Source organism: Paucibacter sediminis, from assembly GCF_030254645.1.
GTDB lineage: Bacteria > Pseudomonadota > Gammaproteobacteria > Burkholderiales > Burkholderiaceae_C > Paucibacter_B > Paucibacter_B sediminis.
In genome coordinates this window covers 5,124,037-5,139,822 of sequence record NZ_CP116346.1, presented here as the reverse complement: position 1 = coordinate 5,139,822, position 15,786 = coordinate 5,124,037, and the positions used below count along the sequence as shown (strand labels likewise).

The following is a 15,786-nucleotide window of genomic DNA, read 5'->3' as shown; positions in this document are numbered from 1 at the left end:
CTCCCGCCCCATGACCGAAGCCAAGAAAACCGAGCACTTGCTGGACGATGAGGACAGCGAAGTGTTGGAACCCGTGCGGCCGCGCCGCAAGGGCATCTACATCCTGCCCAATCTGTTCACGCTGGCGGCGCTATTCGGTGGCTTCTATGCCATCGTGATGGCGATGAACGGGCGCTTCGAGCAATCGGTCTACGGCATCTTCTGCGCCATGGTGCTGGACAGCCTGGACGGGCGCGTGGCGCGCATGACCAACACGCAAAGCACCTTCGGCGAGCAGATGGACAGCCTCTCCGACATGGTGTCCTTCGGTGCCGCGCCGGCGCTGATCATGTATGAATGGGCCCTGAAGGGCCTGGGCAAATGGGGCTGGTTCGCGGCCTTTGTCTACTGCGCCGCCGCGGCGCTGCGCCTGGCGCGCTTCAATACCAATCTGGCGGTGGTCGACAAGCGCTTTTTCCAGGGCGTGCCCAGTCCGGCTGCCGCTGCGCTCGTGATGGGGCTGATCTGGGTGCTGGATGATGCCGGCTACAAGGGCGTGAGCCAGGATCCGCAGCTCAGCTGGCTGGCCTTCGGCTTCATGCTGTATGCCGGACTCACCATGGTCACCAACGCGCCCTTCTACAGCTTCAAGGACGTGAGCTTCAAGCGCTCGGTGCCCTTCATCACCATCGTGGCGATCGCCCTGCTGATTGCGGTGATCAACATCCACCCGCCCATCGTGCTGTTCAGCCTGTTCTGCTTCTATGGCCTGTCGGGCTATGTGGTGTACGGCTACAAGCGTATGAAGGGCAAGCCCGTGAGCGTGATCGCCACCTCGACCGATGAGCCCGATGAAAAGGGACTTCACCATTGACGTAGGCTGGCCGGGAAAATCCGGCCTGGCCATGCTACATTCGAACGCATGAAGACCGTTGCCGTCACCGCCGCTTTGCTACTAGCCATCGGGCCCTTGGGCTTGAGGCCGGTGCGCGCCTGACACCAGCCGTCTCTTCTCCCCAAGAGCCCGCCGAGCATCTGCTTCGCGGGCTTTTTGTTTTTTCGCCTGCTACTTCATCACCAACCTGCCTGACACGGAGAATTCTCATGGCTGACAAGCTGATCATCTTCGACACCACCTTGCGTGACGGCGAGCAATCGCCCGGCGCTTCGATGACGAAGGACGAAAAGCTGCGCATCGCGCGCCAGCTGGAGCGCATGCGCGTCGATGTGATCGAGGCCGGCTTTGCCGCCTCCAGCAATGGCGATTTCGAGGCCGTCAGGGCGATTGCCGATGCGGTGCGCGAGAGCACCATCTGCTCGCTGGCGCGCGCCAACGATCGCGACATCGCGCGTGCGGCCGAGGCGCTCAAGGGCGCGGCACGCTCGCGCATCCACACCTTCATCGCCACCAGCGAGCTCCACATGGAGAAGAAGCTGCGCATGACGCGCGAGCAGGTGCTGGAACAGGCCACGCTGGCGGTGCGCTTTGCCCGCAACCTGACCGACGACATCGAGTTCTCGCCCGAGGACGGCTATCGCTCCGACATGGACTTCCTGGCCCGCGTGGTCGAGGCGGTCATCAAGGAGGGTGCGCGCACCATCAACATCCCCGATACCGTGGGTTATGCCATTCCCGAGCTCTACGGCAATTTCATCAAGACCTTGCGCGAGAAGGTACCGAACTCCGATCAGGCGGTCTGGTCGGTGCATTGCCACAACGACCTTGGCATGGCGGTCGCCAACTCGCTGGCGGGCGTGAAGATCGGTGGCGCGCGGCAGATCGAATGCACCATCAACGGGCTGGGTGAGCGCGCCGGCAACTGTTCGCTGGAAGAGGTGGTGATGGCGCTGAAGACGCGGCGCGACTACTTCGGCCTGGACCTGGGCATCGACCCCTCGCAGATCGTGCCGGCCTCGCGCCTGGTGTCACAAACCACCGGCTTCGTGGTGCAGCCCAACAAGGCCGTGGTGGGAGCGAATGCCTTTGCACATGCCTCGGGCATCCACCAGGACGGCGTGCTGAAGGCACGCGACACCTACGAGATCATGCGCGCCGAGGACGTGGGCTGGAGTGCCAACAAGATCGTGCTGGGCAAGCTCAGCGGCCGCAACGCCTTCAAACAGCGCCTGCAGGAGCTGGGCGTGGCGCTGGAGTCCGAGGCCGAGGTGAATGCCGCCTTCGTGCGCTTCAAGGACCTGGCCGACCGCAAGAACGAGATCTTCGACGAGGACATCATCGCCCTGGTGATGGACGAGTCGGTGACCCAGGACCACGAGCATTTCCGCCTGGTTTCGCTGGCCCAGCATTCGGAAACCGGTGAGCGTCCGCATGCGCGGGTGGTGTTTGCCGCCGGCGACCAGGAGTTCAGCGCCGAGAGCGATGGCAACGGCCCGGTCGATGCCAGCCTACGTGCAATCGAGAGCAAAGTGCAAAGTGGTGCCGAAATGATCCTGTATTCGGTGAACGCAATCACCAGCGGTAGTACAGAATCACAGGGCGAGGTCACCGTGCGTCTGCAGCACGCGGGGCGCGTGGTCAACGGCGTGGGGGCCGACCCGGATATCGTGGTGGCCTCGGCCAAGGCATATTTGAGCGCGCTGAACAAGCTGCAGAGCAAGGTGGAGCGGGTGGCTGCGCAGGGTTAAGGTCAGGGTCAAAAGCGATGCTTTACTTAAGCATCGCGCTTTAAGTTTTTGATCTTGCCTGGCTTTTTTCTATCGCCTAAACTGCGGTCGACCTTGTTGGGGATGCGATTGAAGACTTTAGCTACTCTGTTGTCCGGCTTTGCTTTGAGCGGTCTCCTGCTGGGCGCGGGCGCCTTGGCGCCCGTGCAGTCGGCCGAGGCGGCCGCGCAGCAGCCCAGCAGCAAGAAGAGCGTGCGCAAGGCCAAGCCCGCACCGCGCTCGCCGCGCAAGGCTGCGCTGGTGGAAGCGGCCGCCAAGCCCACCTTTGGCCAGCTCTACGGCCTGCATGCCGTGGATGACCCGCTGGACCTGAAGTCGAGCGTCGCCCTGGTGCTGGATCAGGACACCAACGAGGTCCTGTTCTCGAAGAATTCCCAGGCGGTGCTGCCGATTGCTTCGATCACCAAGCTGATGACGGCCTTGGTGGTGGTGGAGGCGGGCTTGTCGCTGGATGAGCAGCTGACCATCAGTGATGAGGACAAGGATACCGAGAAGGGCACGGGCTCGCGCCTGGCCATCGGTACTACCCTGAGCCGTGGCGAGTTGCTGCACCTGGCGCTGATGGCGTCGGAGAACCGTGCCGCCAGCGCCCTGGGGCGCAACTACCCGGGCGGGCCGACTGCCTTTGTGGCGGCCATGAACCAGAAGGCCCAGAGCCTGGGCATGACGGACACGCATTACGTCGAGCCGACGGGCCTGTCGAGCCGCAACCAGTCGAGCGCCAAGGATCTGGCCGCGCTGGTCAAGGTGGCGCATGAGTTCCCGCTGCTGCGCGAATTCTCCACCTCCAAGGACCATCAGGTGATGGTGGGCAAGCGCCAGATGGCCTTCCACAGCACCAACGGCCTGGTGCGCAGCTCCAGCTGGGACATCGGCCTGCAGAAGACCGGTTTCATCAACGAGGCCGGCCGTTGTCTGGTGATGCAGGCCAAGCTGGCGGGCCGCAAGCTGATCATGGTGTTCCTGGATTCGACCGGCAAGTACTCGCGGATCGGCGATGCCGAGCGGGTACGCAAATGGCTGAGCACCCAGCCCAGCACGGTGGCCGACAGCGGCGTCGGTGGTTGATTCAGCCGCCGCGGTAGCCCAGGGCTGCCGAGATCTGCGCCGCGGTTTCCTTGACGCGCGCCAGCCAGGCCTCTTCGAGCCGGTCCGCCGGCGCCGAGATCGACAGGCCGGCGATGAGCTTGCCCTGGTCGTCGTAGATGGCGGCGGCCATGCAGCGCACCCCCAGCTCCAGCTCCTCGTCGTCGCGTGCCACGCCGCGCTGGCGCACCAGCGCCATTTCGCGTTCCAGGGCCTGGATGTCGGTGATGCTGTTGCGGGTGTGGCCGGCCAGCCCGGTGCGGGTGGCGTAGGCACGCACCCGCTGCGGATCATCGCTGGCTAGGAAGAGCTTGCCGACCGAGGTCAGGTGCAAGGGCGCGCGGCCGCCCACGGCGCGCACCACCTGCATGCCCGAGCGTTCGGAGTAGGTGCGCTCGATATAGACGATCTCATCGCCCTGGCGGACCGACAGGTTGACGGGCTGGTGGGTCAGCTTGTGCAGCTCGCGCATCGGGCCGATGGCGGCATCGCGCACATCCAGGCGTGCCTTCACCAGATTGCCCAGTTCGAGCAGGCGCATGCCCAGTCGATAGCTGCCGGCCTCGGGCCGGTCGACGAAGCGGCCAATCGCCAGATCGTTCAGTATGCGGTGGGCGGTGGAGGGATGCAGTCCGGTGGTTTCGCTGATCTGCTTGAGCGAGACCGGATCCTGCTGGCTGGCCAGGACATCCAGCAGTGCAAACGTTCGTTCCAGGACTTGAATCGCGGGTGTCTGAGCCTCTTTTTGCTTCATGGCTTCATTGTGCGGGAATTGCCCCGTTTTTACATCGCGAAATTAGCGGCTGGCGCTGCGTGGCAACGCTTGACGCGCTGCGGCCATGCCCGCGCGCACCGCGCCCTCCAGGGTGGCGGGGTAGGGGCCGTCGACATAGTCGCCCGCCGCATAGAGGCCGGGCGCAATCGCGCTGCCGGGGCGCGCCAGGCCGGGGCTGCAGGCAAAGGTGGCGCGTTTCTCGGCCAAGACGCGCAGCAGGCGCGGCGTGCTGGCCCAGCGGAGTTGACGTTGCGCCTGTTGAAGGCACGCGGCCGCGCAGGCATCCAGGCCGCGTGCGGTCCATGCCGCCGCGCCGCTGACGACCAGACTGAACTGCCCGCTGCGCCGCGGGTCCAGTTGGCCCAGGTCGAACGCGAACTGCGCCGGGTCGGCCGGGCCCTCGCGCAGCGCCAGCATGGGCGAGGGCAGGGCCGAGCCCGGGCTTTCCAGGTAAACGGTGACGATGGGCTCAAAGCGCAGTGCCCGGGCGAGCCCGCTCCAGCCTGGGGCCAGGTCTTGCGTCAGGCGTGCCGCCTCCACGCTGCTGCAGGCCAGCACCACGGCGTCGAAGCGCTCGCCATCGACCAGCCAAGCGCCCGCATCACTGGCGTGCAGGGCCTCGACGCGCTGCGACATGCGCAGCCGTGCGCCATGGCCGCTCAGCCAGGCCGCGGCCGGGTGTGCCAACAGATCGCTCAGGCCCAGGCGCGGCAGCAGCAGATCGGCTGAGCCGGGGCCGCTGAACAAGGCGTCGCGCAGCACACGCAGGAACACGCGCGCGCTGGCGCGCTCCGCCGGCGTATTCAATGCCGCCACGCACAGCGGCCAGACCAGATCCGCGCGGACTTCGTCGGCCAGGCCCATGCAGAGTTCGGCCACGCTGAGCGCCTCCGGGCACTCGAAGCGCCGCAGCGCCCAGGCCGTGCAATGCCTCAGCAGCGAGAGCCGCGCCCGCCACGGCCAGCCTGCATGGCGCAGCACCGCGAGGGCGAAGCTCGGCACCGGATGGCCGGCGCGCAGCTGCAGCCCGGCCTGCTCGGGGTAGCGCAGTTGCAGCGGCAGGCGCAGCAGCGCCATGGCGGGGTCCACGCCCAGGGTCCGCAGCAGGGACAGGCTGGCGCTGTAGGCGCCGATCAGGATGTGCTGGCCGTTGTCGAGCGCGTGCGCGCCGGCGCTGACCGTGCGTGCACGCCCCCCCGGCGCGCTGGCCATCTCGAACAGCGTGACTTCGGCGCCGGCCTGGCAGGCCTCGACGGCCGCCGCCAGACCGGCCCAGCCTCCGCCTATCACCGCCAGGCGCGTGCGGTCGGCCATCAACGACCGCGCCAGTTGGTGCGCATCGCGATCCAGAGCTTGCGCAACGGCGTCAGCGAGATGCGCTGGTGCAGCACCTGGAAGCGCTCGGCCTCGATTTCACGCAGCAGGGCGCGGTAGATATTGGCCATCATGATGCCGGGCTTCTGGGCCTGGCGGTCGGCCTCGGGCAGCAGCGCGAAGGCCTCGTCATATAGGCGATGTGCGCGTTCGGCCTGGAAGGCCATCAGGCGGCTGAAGCGCTCGCTATAGCCCCAGGGCGCCTGCCTCAGCAGGATCTCGTGCGCCTTGACGTCGAACTGCTGCAGCTCCGAGATTGGCAGGTAGATGCGGCCACGGCGCGCGTCGTCGCCGACGTCGCGGATGATGTTGGTGAGCTGCATGGCCAGGCCCAGCTTGTGGGCGTAGGCCACCGTCTGCGGCTCGCTGCGGCCAAAGATGGCCGAGGCGACTTCGCCCACCACGCCGGCCACCAGATGGCAGTAGCGCTGCAGGCCCGGATAGTCGAGAAAGCGGCTCTGGTCCAGATCCATCTGGCAACCCTCGATGACCGCCATCAAATGTTCCAGCCGGATGTCGTAGACAGAGCAATGCGGCATGAGCGCGCGCATCACCGGATGCTGAGGCTGCCCCGCAAAGGCGGCCATCGCCTCCTTGCGCCACCAGGCCAGCTTGGTGGCGGCCACGCCGGCGTCCTGCGTCTCGTCCACCACATCGTCGATCTCGCGGCAGAACGCGTAGAAGGCCGTGATGGCGGCGCGGCGCGGCGCGGGCAGGAACAGAAAGGCGTAGTAGAAGCTGGAGCCGCTGCTGGCGGCCTTTTCCTGCACGTACTGCTCGGGGCTCACGCGGCCTCCGCGTGTTGCGCTTGGCGCGCCAGGCGCGCGGGCGTCATGCGCAGGGCGTGCCACAGCATCGGGGCCAGGTCTTGCGCGCCCAGATGGGGGCGCGCGCTGAGGGTTGCAAATTCCATGGCGCGGATTCTCTCAAGAATGCGCAGTCCGCCTTGCACCACCAGCCTGAGCTCCCAGCCGGCCCGCCCGGGCAGCTGGTGCACCAGCGGCGCCCCCTCGCGCATCAGGCCTTCGGCCCAGGCGCTGAGTTCACGCAACAGCGCGCGGGCGGCCGGGTCGTCCTGGCAGGCCAGCAGGTCGTCGGCCGTCAAGCCGTGGCGCTGCAGATCCGGGCTCGGCGCGTAGCAGCGCCCGACCGGGCCGTCGCGGCTCATGTCCTGCCAGAAGTTGATCAGCTGCAGGCTGGTGCAGATGGCGTCCGAGCGCCGCAGCGCGGCGGCATCGTCGATGCCGTAGAGATGCAGCAGCAGGCGCCCGACCGGGTTGGCGGAGCGGCGGCAGTAGTCCAGCAGCTCGGCGCGGTCGGCGTAGCGTGTTTTCACCAGGTCCTGCTCAAACGCGTCCAGCAAATCGTCAAGCAGGCGCAAGGGCAGTCGATATGCATGAAAGACCGTGCCCAGGGGTTCGAACACCTGCGCTCGCCAGCGCGTCGAGGGCGCGATGCCGGCCGCGACGGCATGGAGATCGCTGCGGTACGCCCGCAGCGCCTCTTGGCGCTGCTCGGTCGTCGCCTCGCCTTCGTCGGCCAGATCGTCGGCGGTGCGGGCGAAATGGTAGATCGCTGTCACGGCCGGCCGCAGCGCTGGCGGGCACAGCCAGGAGGCGACCGGGAAGTTTTCGTAGTGTTCTATGCTCACGGGCCAGATTGTGTGTGTTTTGCGAATGCTTTGTTGTCGAGCGGCGGCCGAATTCGCGACCTTGCGGGTTTGACAGCCCGAGGGCGTCTGCATACATTACTGACCGGTTAGTCAGTTACTTCGGGGCATGCTTTGTCGCCCGGGCGCAAGACCCTGCGCCGGCGCGAGCGGCCCCTTTGCCGAGGTGGTTCATGCCCCAAGTCTTCTCGCGTCTGTCCTTGTCGGTGCTTGGCGCCTTGTTGGTGGTCGGCTGCAGCAAGCCTGCGCAAGCACCGGAGCCGGAGCGCGCCGTCCGCACCCTGGTGCTGGCCAGTGACTCGGCGGGTGGTACGCGCGAATACGCGGCCGAGATCCGTGCGCGCACCGAGTCGCGACTGTCTTTTCGCGTTGGCGGCAAGCTCTTGCAGCGGCGTGTGAATCTGGGCGACGTGGTCAAGCCCGGCCAAGTGCTGGCGCAGTTGGATGCGCAGGATCTGGTGCTGGCCCAGGAGGCTGCCAAGGCGGCGGTGCTGGCCGCGCGGGTGAACCGCGATCAGCTGGGCGCCGACTATCGACGTTTCATCGAGCTGAAGGACCAGGGCTTCATTAGCGCGGCCGAACTGGAGCGCCGCGACAGCGCCTTCAAGGCCGCGCAAGCGCAATTGGAGCAGGCGCGCGCGCAAGCCGGCGTGCAAACCAATCAGGCGGCCTACGCCATGCTGGTGGCCGACACCGCCGGCGTGATCACCGGCGTGGACGCCGAGCCAGGCATGGTGGTGGGGCCGGGCACGCCCATTGTGCGCATTGCCCATGACGGCCCGCGCGACGTGGTGTTTTCGGTGCCAGAGGATCAGGTGAGCCTGCTGCGCGCCGCCACGGCGGTGCCGGGCGCTTTCAAGGTGCGCCTCTGGGGCGAGGGCCAGCAGCCCAGGGATATCAGCCTGCGCGAGTTGGCGGCCGCGGCCGATCCCGTCACGCGCACCTTCCAGGCCAAGGCGGATGTGGGCAAGCTGGACGTCAAGCTGGGGCAGACGGCGACGGTGCTGCTGCAGAGTGCTGTGCGCTCACAGGTGCTCAAGCTGCCTTTGAGTGCGGTGCTGGAGCAGCAGGGGCATGCCACCGTGTGGCTGCTGGACGCAGCCAGCATGACGGTGAAATCGCGGCAGGTGCAGGTGGCCGGCGCGGATGGCAACGAGGTCGTGGTTGCCGACGGGCTCAAGCCCGGTGACGAGGTGGTGATTGCCGGCGTGCATGTGCTGACGGCCGGACAAAAGGTGCGCCGCTATCAAGCGCCTGCTGAGGCATCGCCGGCGGCCGCTCGCGCGGCCTCGCGTTGAGCCGCTTGAGGGCAGCATGATGAGCAAATCCAGCCGTAGCCCGGCCGCCTCGCGTTTCAATCTGTCCCGTTGGGCGCTGGAGCACCCAGCGTTGACGCGCTACCTGATGGTGGTGCTGATGGCGATGGGCTTCGCCGCCTATTTCCAGCTGGGGCAGGATGAAGATCCTCCGTTCACCTTCCGGTTGATGGTGGTGCAGGCTTTTTGGCCCGGTAGCACCGCCCTGCAGATGGCAGAGCAGGTCACCGACAAGATCGAGAAGACGCTGCAGGAGGTGCCGCACGCCGACAAGATCCGCAGCTATACCAAGCCCGGCGAGTCGATGACGCTGTTTCAGGTCAAGGACAGCACGCCGCCGCAAGAGGTGAGCAACCTCTGGTACTCGGTGCGCAAAAAGATTAACGACGCTCGCGGCAGCTTGCCCCAGGGCGTGTATGGCCCGTATTTCAACGATGAGTTTGGTGACGTTTACGGCTCTATCTTTGCGCTGTCGGCGGACGGTTTCAGTTATGAGGAGCTGCGACAGCAGGCTGAACGGGTGCGTTCTGACCTTCTCAAGGTCACCGATGTGGCCAAGGTCGAACTGTTCGGCGTGCAGGCAGAGAAGCTCTTCGTCGAGGTTTCGCAAAAACGCCTGGCTGAATTGGGCGTCGATTTCAACCAGGTCATTGCCCAGCTGAGCGCGCAGAACGCGGTGGAAGGGGCGGGCGTGCTGGATGCGGGCAGCACCAATCTGCAAATCCGTGTGCAGGGACAGCTGACCTCGGTGCAGGCCTTGCGCGACATGCCCTTGCGCGCCATCAACCCCCTCACGGGCGTGGCCAGTAGCCTTAGGTTGGGTGACATCGCCGACATCAAGCGCGCGTATGTGGACCCGCCCGGTGTCACCGTGCGGCACCAGGGGCGCCAGGTCATTGCCATGGGTGTATCGATGGCCAAGGGCGGCGACATCATCGTGCTGGGCAAGGCGCTGAAGGCTGTGACCGACCGCACCCGGCGAGCCCTGCCGGCGGGCATGGACCTGAGTCAGATCCAGGATCAGCCGCAGGCGGTGACGCGTTCCGTGGGCGAGTTTGTGCAAGTGCTCATTGAGGCCGTCGTGATCGTGCTGGGCGTGAGTTTCATCAGCCTGGGCCTGCACATGCGCCCGATGCGCATCGACATCTGGCCGGGGCTGGTGGTGGCGATCACGATCCCCTTGGTGCTGGCCATTACCTTCGTGACCATGTTCTATTGGGGCGTGGGGCTGCACAAGATCTCGCTGGGCTCGCTCATCATTGCGCTTGGACTCCTGGTGGATGACGCCATCATTGCCGTGGAAATGATGGTGCGCAAGCTTGAAGAAGGCTACGACAAGATGCATGCCGCGACCTTCGCCTACGAGGTGACGGCCATGCCCATGCTGACGGGCACGCTGATCACGGCCGTGGGCTTTCTTCCGATTGGCCTGGCGCGCTCCTCCACCGGCGAATACACGTTTGCCATTTTCGCGGTGACGGCGGCGTCGCTGTTGATTTCTTGGGTGGTCTCGGTCTACTTCGTGCCTTATCTGGGGGCCTTGCTATTGCGCACGCGGGCGTCTTCCAGTGGCGAAGAGCATGAGCTGTTCAATACACCGTTCTACAACCGTTTTCGGGCTGCAGTGCACTGGTGCGTGCAGCACCGCTGGAAGACGATCGCAATGACGGTTTTGCTGTTTGCCCTGGGTCTGGTGGGCATGGGGCGCGTGCAGCAGCAGTTCTTCCCTGACTCAAGCCGGCCGGAGATCCTGGTGGATTTGTGGCTGCCGGAAGGGGCGACGATTCAACAGACCGAGGCCGTGGCCAAGCGTTTTGAGTCTCGCATGCTGAAAGAGTCCAACGTGGACAGCGTGACCATGTGGGTCGGCAGCGGTGTGCCACGCTTTTATCTGCCTATGGATGCGATCTTCCCGCAATCCAATGTCAGCCAAGCCATCGTACTGCCGAAGAGTTTGGCGGAGCGCGAGACCTTGCGGAAGCGCCTGCCCGAGTTGATGGCGAAGGAGTTTCCGGAGGTGCGCACGCGGATAAAGCTGCTGCCGAATGGCCCGCCTGTGGCTTATCCCGTGCAGTTCCGCATCGTTGGCGAAGACGTGAAAGAGTTGCGCCGCTGGGGTGATCAGGCCAAGGAGATCATGCGCGCCAACCCGAATATGCGTGGCGTGAACGACAACTGGAACGAATCGATCAAGGCGCTCAAGCTTGACATCGATCAGGACAAGGCGCGCGCGCTGGGGGTGACCAGTCAGAGCATTGCTCAGGCTTCTCGGGTGATGTTGTCGGGCACAACCATTGGGCAATACCGAGAAGCGGATCGCCTCATCGACATCGTGGTGCGCCAACCGGCTGAGGAGCGCAACGCCATCACCGATTTAGGAAGCGCCTATGTGCCCACCGCCAGCGGCCGCGCCGTACCGCTGACACAGATCGCCAAGGTGCGCTTTGAGTGGGAGCCCGGCGTGCTGTGGCGCGAAGGGCGTAGTTTTGCTGTGACGGTGCAGGGCGACGTGGCCGAGGGCTTGCAAGGTGCCACGGTGACGGCGCAAGTCTGGCCGGCACTGAAGGAGCTGCAGGCCAAGATGCCGCCCGGCTATCGCATCGAAGTGGCCGGCGCGGTCGAGGAGAGCAGCAAGGGCCAGGGCTCCATCGCTGCCGGCGTACCGATGATGCTGTTCATCACCTTCACCCTGCTGATGCTGCAGCTGCAGAGTTTCTCGCGCGCCATGCTGGTGTTCCTGACCGGACCCCTGGGCATTGCCGGCGTGGCCGGCGCGCTGTTGCTGCTGAACCGGCCCTTCGGCTTCGTCGCCCTGCTGGGCGTGATCGCCTTGATGGGCATGATCATGCGCAACTCGGTGATCCTGATCGACCAGATCGAGCAGGACCGCGAGCGTGGCGTGCCGGCCTGGTCAGCGATCGTCGAGTCGGCGGTGCGGCGCTTCCGTCCCATTGTGCTGACGGCGGCTGCCGCCGTGCTGGCGATGGTGCCGCTGTCGCGCAGCGTGTTCTGGGGGCCGATGGCCGTGGCCATCATGGGTGGCCTGATCGTGGCCACGGCGCTCACTCTGCTGGCGCTGCCGGCCATGTACGCGGCCTGGTTCCGGGTGCAGCGCCCGGCCGCCGCCTCGCGATTCATGCCCTCCAAGCTGGAGTCCTGAGCGCCGGCTGCGTCCGCGCCGGCGCGCTCCAAAACCCTTGGGTGGATGGCGCGCCGGTTTTTGCCTAATCTACCGGCTACAATCTCCGGTTTGCCGCATCGCCACAGGGCTGCCGCGATCAGAAAGATCGAGGCAACTCTGAATCCACTCGCGCGGGTGGCGAAATTGGTAGACGCACCAGGTTTAGGTCCTGACGCCTTCACGGGCGTGCCGGTTCGAGTCCGGCCCCGCGCACCAGGTCAATTTTCAGAGTCACATTCAGAGTCACATATGGCTGTCACCGTCGAAACCCTCGAAAAGCTCGAACGCCGCATCACGCTCACGCTGGCGGCCGCTGACATCAACAGCGAAGTCGAATCCCGTCTCAAGAAGCTGGCCCGTACCGTCAAGGCCGACGGCTTCCGCCCCGGCAAGGTGCCGATGAGCGTCGTGGCCCAGCGCTACGGCTACTCGGTCCAGTACGAAGTCATGAACGACAAGCTCGGTCAGGCCTTCTCGCAAGCCGCCAACGAAGCCCAGCTGCGTGTTGCTGGCGCTCCCAGCATCGCCCAGAAGGACGAAGCACCCGAAGGCACGATGGCCTTCGACGCCACCTTCGAGATCTACCCGGAAGTCAAGTTGGGTGATCTGTCGGCCGCCGAGGTCGAGCGCGTCACCAGCGAGGTGACCGAAGAGGCGATCGACAAGACCGTCGAGATCCTGCGCAAGCAGCGTCGCACGTTTGCTCAACGCGCCGCCGCTGACGTGGCCGCCGAAGGCGATCGCGTGACCATCGACTTCGAAGGCAAGATCGACGGCGAGACCTTCGCCGGCGGCAAGGCCGAAGGCTTCCAGTTCCTGATCGGCGAAGGCCAGATGCTCGAGGCCTTCGAGAAGGCCGTGCGCGGCATGAAGGCTGGCGAGTCCAAGACCTTCCCGCTCGCCTTCCCCGAGGACTATCACGGCAAGGATGTGGCCGGCAAGGAAGCCGACTTCCTGGTCACGGTCAAGAAGATCGAAGCCCAGCACCTGCCCGAAGTGAACGAGGCTTTTGCCAAGTCCCTGGGCATCAAGGAAGCCACGGTGGAAGCGCTGCGCGCCGACATCAAGAAGAACCTTGAGCGCGAAGTGAAGTTCCGCGTGCTGGCTCGCAACAAGGGCGCCGTGATGGACGCCGTGGTGGCGGTGGCCGAGCTGGACGTGCCCAAGGCACTGATCGCCAGCGAGACCGAGCGCCTGGTTGCCGGTGCCCGCGAAGACCTGAAGAAGCGTGGCGTGAAGGATGCCGAGAAGGCACCGATCCCCGCCGAAATCTTCCAACCCCAAGCCGAGCGCCGCGTGCGCCTGGGCCTGGTGGTGGCCGAGCTGGTGCGCGCCAACAATCTGCAAGCCAAGCCCGAGCAGCTGCAGGCACACATCGAAGAGCTGTCGCAAAGCTACGAGAAGCCCGCCGAAGTGGTGCGCTGGTATCTGAGCGATCGTCAGCGTCTGGCTGAGGTGGAAGCGGTTGTGATCGAAAACAACGTCACCGACTTCGTGCTGGCGAATGCCAAGGTCACCGACAAGGCTTTGCCCTTCGACGAGCTGATGGCCACGGCCGGCTGAGCTGGCTGAGCCAGGCTCTTCAGAGCAAGGCGTCGTGCCGCAAGGCCGACGCCTTTTTCATTCCCGCAGCGAGGTCGTGCCGAGGGCGACATAATCGGCCCACCTCAACGCTACACGCATGTTTCAAGGATTCTTCATGAGCGCGCTGGAAACGAGCAATCTGGGCATGGTGCCCATCGTCATCGAACAATCGGGCCGTGGTGAGCGTGCCTACGACATCTACAGCCGCCTGCTGCGCGAGCGCATCGTCTTCCTGGTCGGGCCGGTGAATGACGCGGTGGCCAACCTGGTGGTGGCGCAGCTGCTGTTCCTGGAGAGCGAGAACCCCGACAAGGAGATCTTCCTCTACATCAACTCGCCCGGCGGCAGCGTCTCGGCGGGCATGTCGATCTTCGACACCATGCAGTTCATCAAGCCCCCGGTGTCGACCCTGTGCATGGGCATGGCCGCCAGCATGGGCGCCTTCCTGCTGGCTGCGGGTGCCAAGGGCAAGCGCTTCGCGCTGCCCAACTCCAAGATCATGATCCACCAGCCGCTGGGCGGCGCCCAGGGGCAGGCCACGGACATCGAGATCCATGCGCGTGAGATCCTCAAGACCCGCGAGCAATTGAATCGCATCCTGGCCGAGCGCACCGGTCAGAGCCTGGAAAAGATCCAGCTCGACACCGAGCGCGACTATTTCATGTCAGCGGCCGAGGCCGCGACCTATGGCCTGATCGATCAAGTGATCGAAAAACGCGCCTGAGCGCAGCCGCCGGGGCAACTGGCGCAAGAACGGGGCCCTTATTGACAAAAGGGCCCCGGCCGCATTTGAACTATCATCAGTTCAGGCAGTGACGCCTGAATGAAACCCAAGCAGATCCATGGCCGAGAAAAAAGGCAATTCCAGCGAGAAAGTTCTGTACTGCTCCTTCTGCGGCAAGAGCCAGCATGAGGTGAAGAAGCTGATCGCTGGCCCGTCGGTGTTCATTTGCGACGAGTGCATCGAGCTCTGCAATGACATCATCCGCGACGAAGTCCCGGCCGACTCCGCGCAAACCCGCGCCAGCAAGTCCGACCTGCCCGTACCCAGCGAGATCAAGGCCAGCCTGGATCAGTATGTGATCGGCCAGGATGTGGCCAAGCGCACGCTGTCGGTGGCGGTCTACAACCACTACAAGCGCCTGCGCCATATGGGCGGCAACAAGGACTCGGTCGAGCTGTCCAAGAGCAATATCCTCTTGATCGGCCCCACCGGTTCCGGCAAGACCTTGCTGGCCCAGACGCTGGCACGTCTCTTGAACGTGCCGTTCGTGATCGCCGATGCCACCACGCTGACCGAAGCCGGCTATGTGGGCGAGGACGTCGAGAACATCATCCAGAAGCTGCTGCAGAACTGCAATTACGACGTAGAGCGAGCCCAGCGCGGCATCGTCTATATCGACGAGATCGACAAGATCTCGCGCAAGGCCGACAACCCCTCCATCACCCGTGACGTCTCGGGTGAGGGCGTGCAGCAGGCCTTGCTGAAACTGGTGGAAGGCACGATGGCCTCGGTGCCGCCGCAGGGCGGGCGCAAGCATCCGAACCAGGACTTCCTGCAGATCGACACCACCAACATCCTCTTCATCTGCGGCGGTGCCTTTGACGGCCTGGAGAAGGTCATCCAGAACCGTTCGGAGAAGTCCGGCATCGGCTTTGGTGCCACCGTCAAGACCAAGAGCGAGCGCCGCGTCTCTGAGGTGTTCCGCGAGGTGGAGCCCGAGGATCTGATCAAGTTCGGCCTGATCCCCGAGTTGGTGGGCCGCCTGCCGGTGGTCGCCACCCTGGGCGAGCTGAGCGAGGATGCCCTGGTGCAGATCCTCACCGAGCCCAAGAACGCGTTGATCAAGCAGTACCAGCAACTGTTTGCGATGGATGGCGTCGAACTCGAGATCCGTCCATCGGCGCTGATGGCCATTGCCCGCAAGGCGCTGGCCCGCAAGACCGGTGCGCGCGGCCTGCGCTCCATCATGGAGCATTCGCTCATCGACACCATGTTCGAATTGCCCGCCCTCGATGGCGTGGCCAAGGTTGTGCTCGACGAGCACAACATCGAAGAAGACGCGAAGCCGCTGCTCGTTTACCGCGAGCAGGCCAAGGCCAGCGCCTGACCGGGTATTCGTGCGATCCAGCAGCG

Annotated in this window: 12 protein-coding genes and 1 tRNA gene; 9 read left to right on the top strand and 4 right to left on the bottom strand. The window is 65.0% G+C overall.

Annotation, left to right across the window (positions count from 1 at the left end; translation table 11 throughout):
• Nucleotides 1-10: 10 nt before the first annotated feature.
• The 3 genes from pssA to pbpG all read left to right on the top strand — a co-directional run bounded on the left by pssA (nucleotide 11) and on the right by pbpG (nucleotide 3,732).
• Entirely contained in the window at nucleotides 11-853 is an 843-nt protein-coding gene (pssA, locus tag PFX98_RS23815; RefSeq protein WP_285232952.1) for a CDP-diacylglycerol--serine O-phosphatidyltransferase, read from the top strand.
• A gap of 230 nt (nucleotides 854-1,083) precedes the next feature.
• On the top strand, nucleotides 1,084-2,625 hold the full coding sequence (locus PFX98_RS23810; RefSeq protein WP_285232951.1) for a 2-isopropylmalate synthase: 1,542 nt from the start codon (nucleotides 1,084-1,086) through the stop codon (nucleotides 2,623-2,625).
• A 102-nt stretch (nucleotides 2,626-2,727) separates the two neighbouring features.
• The gene (pbpG, locus tag PFX98_RS23805) at nucleotides 2,728-3,732 is read left to right on the top strand and encodes a D-alanyl-D-alanine endopeptidase (RefSeq protein ID WP_425334642.1); all 1,005 of its coding nucleotides are present in this window, start codon (nucleotides 2,728-2,730) and stop codon (nucleotides 3,730-3,732) included.
• 1 nt (nucleotide 3,733) lies between these two features.
• Here pbpG and PFX98_RS23800 read toward each other — a convergent pair whose 3' ends face one another.
• From PFX98_RS23800 to hpnC, 4 genes are read right to left on the bottom strand one after another with little or no spacing between them, the layout of a single operon-like run.
• Entirely contained in the window at nucleotides 3,734-4,504 is a 771-nt protein-coding gene (locus PFX98_RS23800) for an IclR family transcriptional regulator (protein ID WP_285232949.1), read from the bottom strand.
• A gap of 42 nt (nucleotides 4,505-4,546) precedes the next feature.
• Complete coding sequence (hpnE, locus tag PFX98_RS23795) at nucleotides 4,547-5,839, bottom strand: hydroxysqualene dehydroxylase HpnE (RefSeq protein WP_285232948.1); 1,293 nt, start codon at nucleotides 5,837-5,839, stop codon at nucleotides 4,547-4,549.
• Entirely contained in the window at nucleotides 5,839-6,687 is an 849-nt protein-coding gene (gene hpnD / locus PFX98_RS23790) for a presqualene diphosphate synthase HpnD (RefSeq protein ID WP_285232947.1), read from the bottom strand. The genes hpnE and hpnD overlap by 1 nt, the downstream gene beginning before the upstream one ends.
• Entirely contained in the window at nucleotides 6,684-7,550 is an 867-nt protein-coding gene (gene hpnC, locus PFX98_RS23785) for a squalene synthase HpnC (protein WP_285232946.1), read from the bottom strand. The genes hpnD and hpnC overlap by 4 nt, the downstream gene beginning before the upstream one ends.
• Nucleotides 7,551-7,741: 191 nt before the next feature.
• Here hpnC and PFX98_RS23780 point away from each other — a divergent pair, with 191 nt between their 5' ends.
• The 6 genes from PFX98_RS23780 (at nucleotide 7,742) to clpX (ending at nucleotide 15,760) form a co-directional block, all read left to right on the top strand.
• Nucleotides 7,742-8,866, top strand: a complete 1,125-nt coding sequence (locus PFX98_RS23780; RefSeq protein WP_285232945.1) for an efflux RND transporter periplasmic adaptor subunit — start codon at nucleotides 7,742-7,744, stop codon at nucleotides 8,864-8,866.
• Between the two features lie 16 nt (nucleotides 8,867-8,882).
• Nucleotides 8,883-12,044, top strand: coding sequence for an efflux RND transporter permease subunit (locus PFX98_RS23775; RefSeq protein ID WP_285232944.1), 3,162 nt, complete (start codon nucleotides 8,883-8,885; stop codon nucleotides 12,042-12,044).
• A gap of 150 nt (nucleotides 12,045-12,194) precedes the next feature.
• Nucleotides 12,195-12,281, top strand: a tRNA-Leu gene (locus PFX98_RS23770).
• Nucleotides 12,282-12,314: 33 nt separating this feature from the next.
• Nucleotides 12,315-13,628 (top strand): trigger factor, encoded by a 1,314-nt coding sequence (gene tig, locus PFX98_RS23765; protein ID WP_285232943.1) that lies wholly within the window; start codon nucleotides 12,315-12,317, stop codon nucleotides 13,626-13,628.
• A gap of 136 nt (nucleotides 13,629-13,764) precedes the next feature.
• Nucleotides 13,765-14,373, top strand: a complete 609-nt coding sequence (gene clpP, locus PFX98_RS23760) for an ATP-dependent Clp endopeptidase proteolytic subunit ClpP (protein WP_285232942.1) — start codon at nucleotides 13,765-13,767, stop codon at nucleotides 14,371-14,373.
• Between the two features lie 118 nt (nucleotides 14,374-14,491).
• On the top strand, nucleotides 14,492-15,760 hold the full coding sequence (gene clpX, locus PFX98_RS23755; protein ID WP_285232941.1) for an ATP-dependent Clp protease ATP-binding subunit ClpX: 1,269 nt from the start codon (nucleotides 14,492-14,494) through the stop codon (nucleotides 15,758-15,760).
• Nucleotides 15,761-15,786 lie beyond the last annotated feature (26 nt).

Bases quoted from the DNA above. Each gene is read 5' to 3' on its own strand.
- PFX98_RS23800 (WP_285232949.1), bottom strand. From the start codon at position 4,504: ATGAAGCAAAAAGAGGCTCAGACACCCGCGATTCAAGTCCTGGAACGA.
- PFX98_RS23780 (WP_285232945.1), top strand. From the start codon at position 7,742: ATGCCCCAAGTCTTCTCGCGTCTGTCCTTGTCGGTGCTTGGCGCCTTG.
- hpnE (WP_285232948.1), bottom strand. From the start codon at position 5,839: ATGGCCGACCGCACGCGCCTGGCGGTGATAGGCGGAGGCTGGGCCGGT.
- PFX98_RS23810 (WP_285232951.1), top strand. From the start codon at position 1,084: ATGGCTGACAAGCTGATCATCTTCGACACCACCTTGCGTGACGGCGAG.
- pssA (WP_285232952.1), top strand. From the start codon at position 11: ATGACCGAAGCCAAGAAAACCGAGCACTTGCTGGACGATGAGGACAGC.
- clpP (WP_285232942.1), top strand. From the start codon at position 13,765: ATGAGCGCGCTGGAAACGAGCAATCTGGGCATGGTGCCCATCGTCATC.
- tig (WP_285232943.1), top strand. From the start codon at position 12,315: ATGGCTGTCACCGTCGAAACCCTCGAAAAGCTCGAACGCCGCATCACG.
- clpX (WP_285232941.1), top strand. From the start codon at position 14,492: ATGGCCGAGAAAAAAGGCAATTCCAGCGAGAAAGTTCTGTACTGCTCC.
- pbpG (WP_425334642.1), top strand. From the start codon at position 2,728: ATGCGATTGAAGACTTTAGCTACTCTGTTGTCCGGCTTTGCTTTGAGC.
- PFX98_RS23775 (WP_285232944.1), top strand. From the start codon at position 8,883: ATGATGAGCAAATCCAGCCGTAGCCCGGCCGCCTCGCGTTTCAATCTG.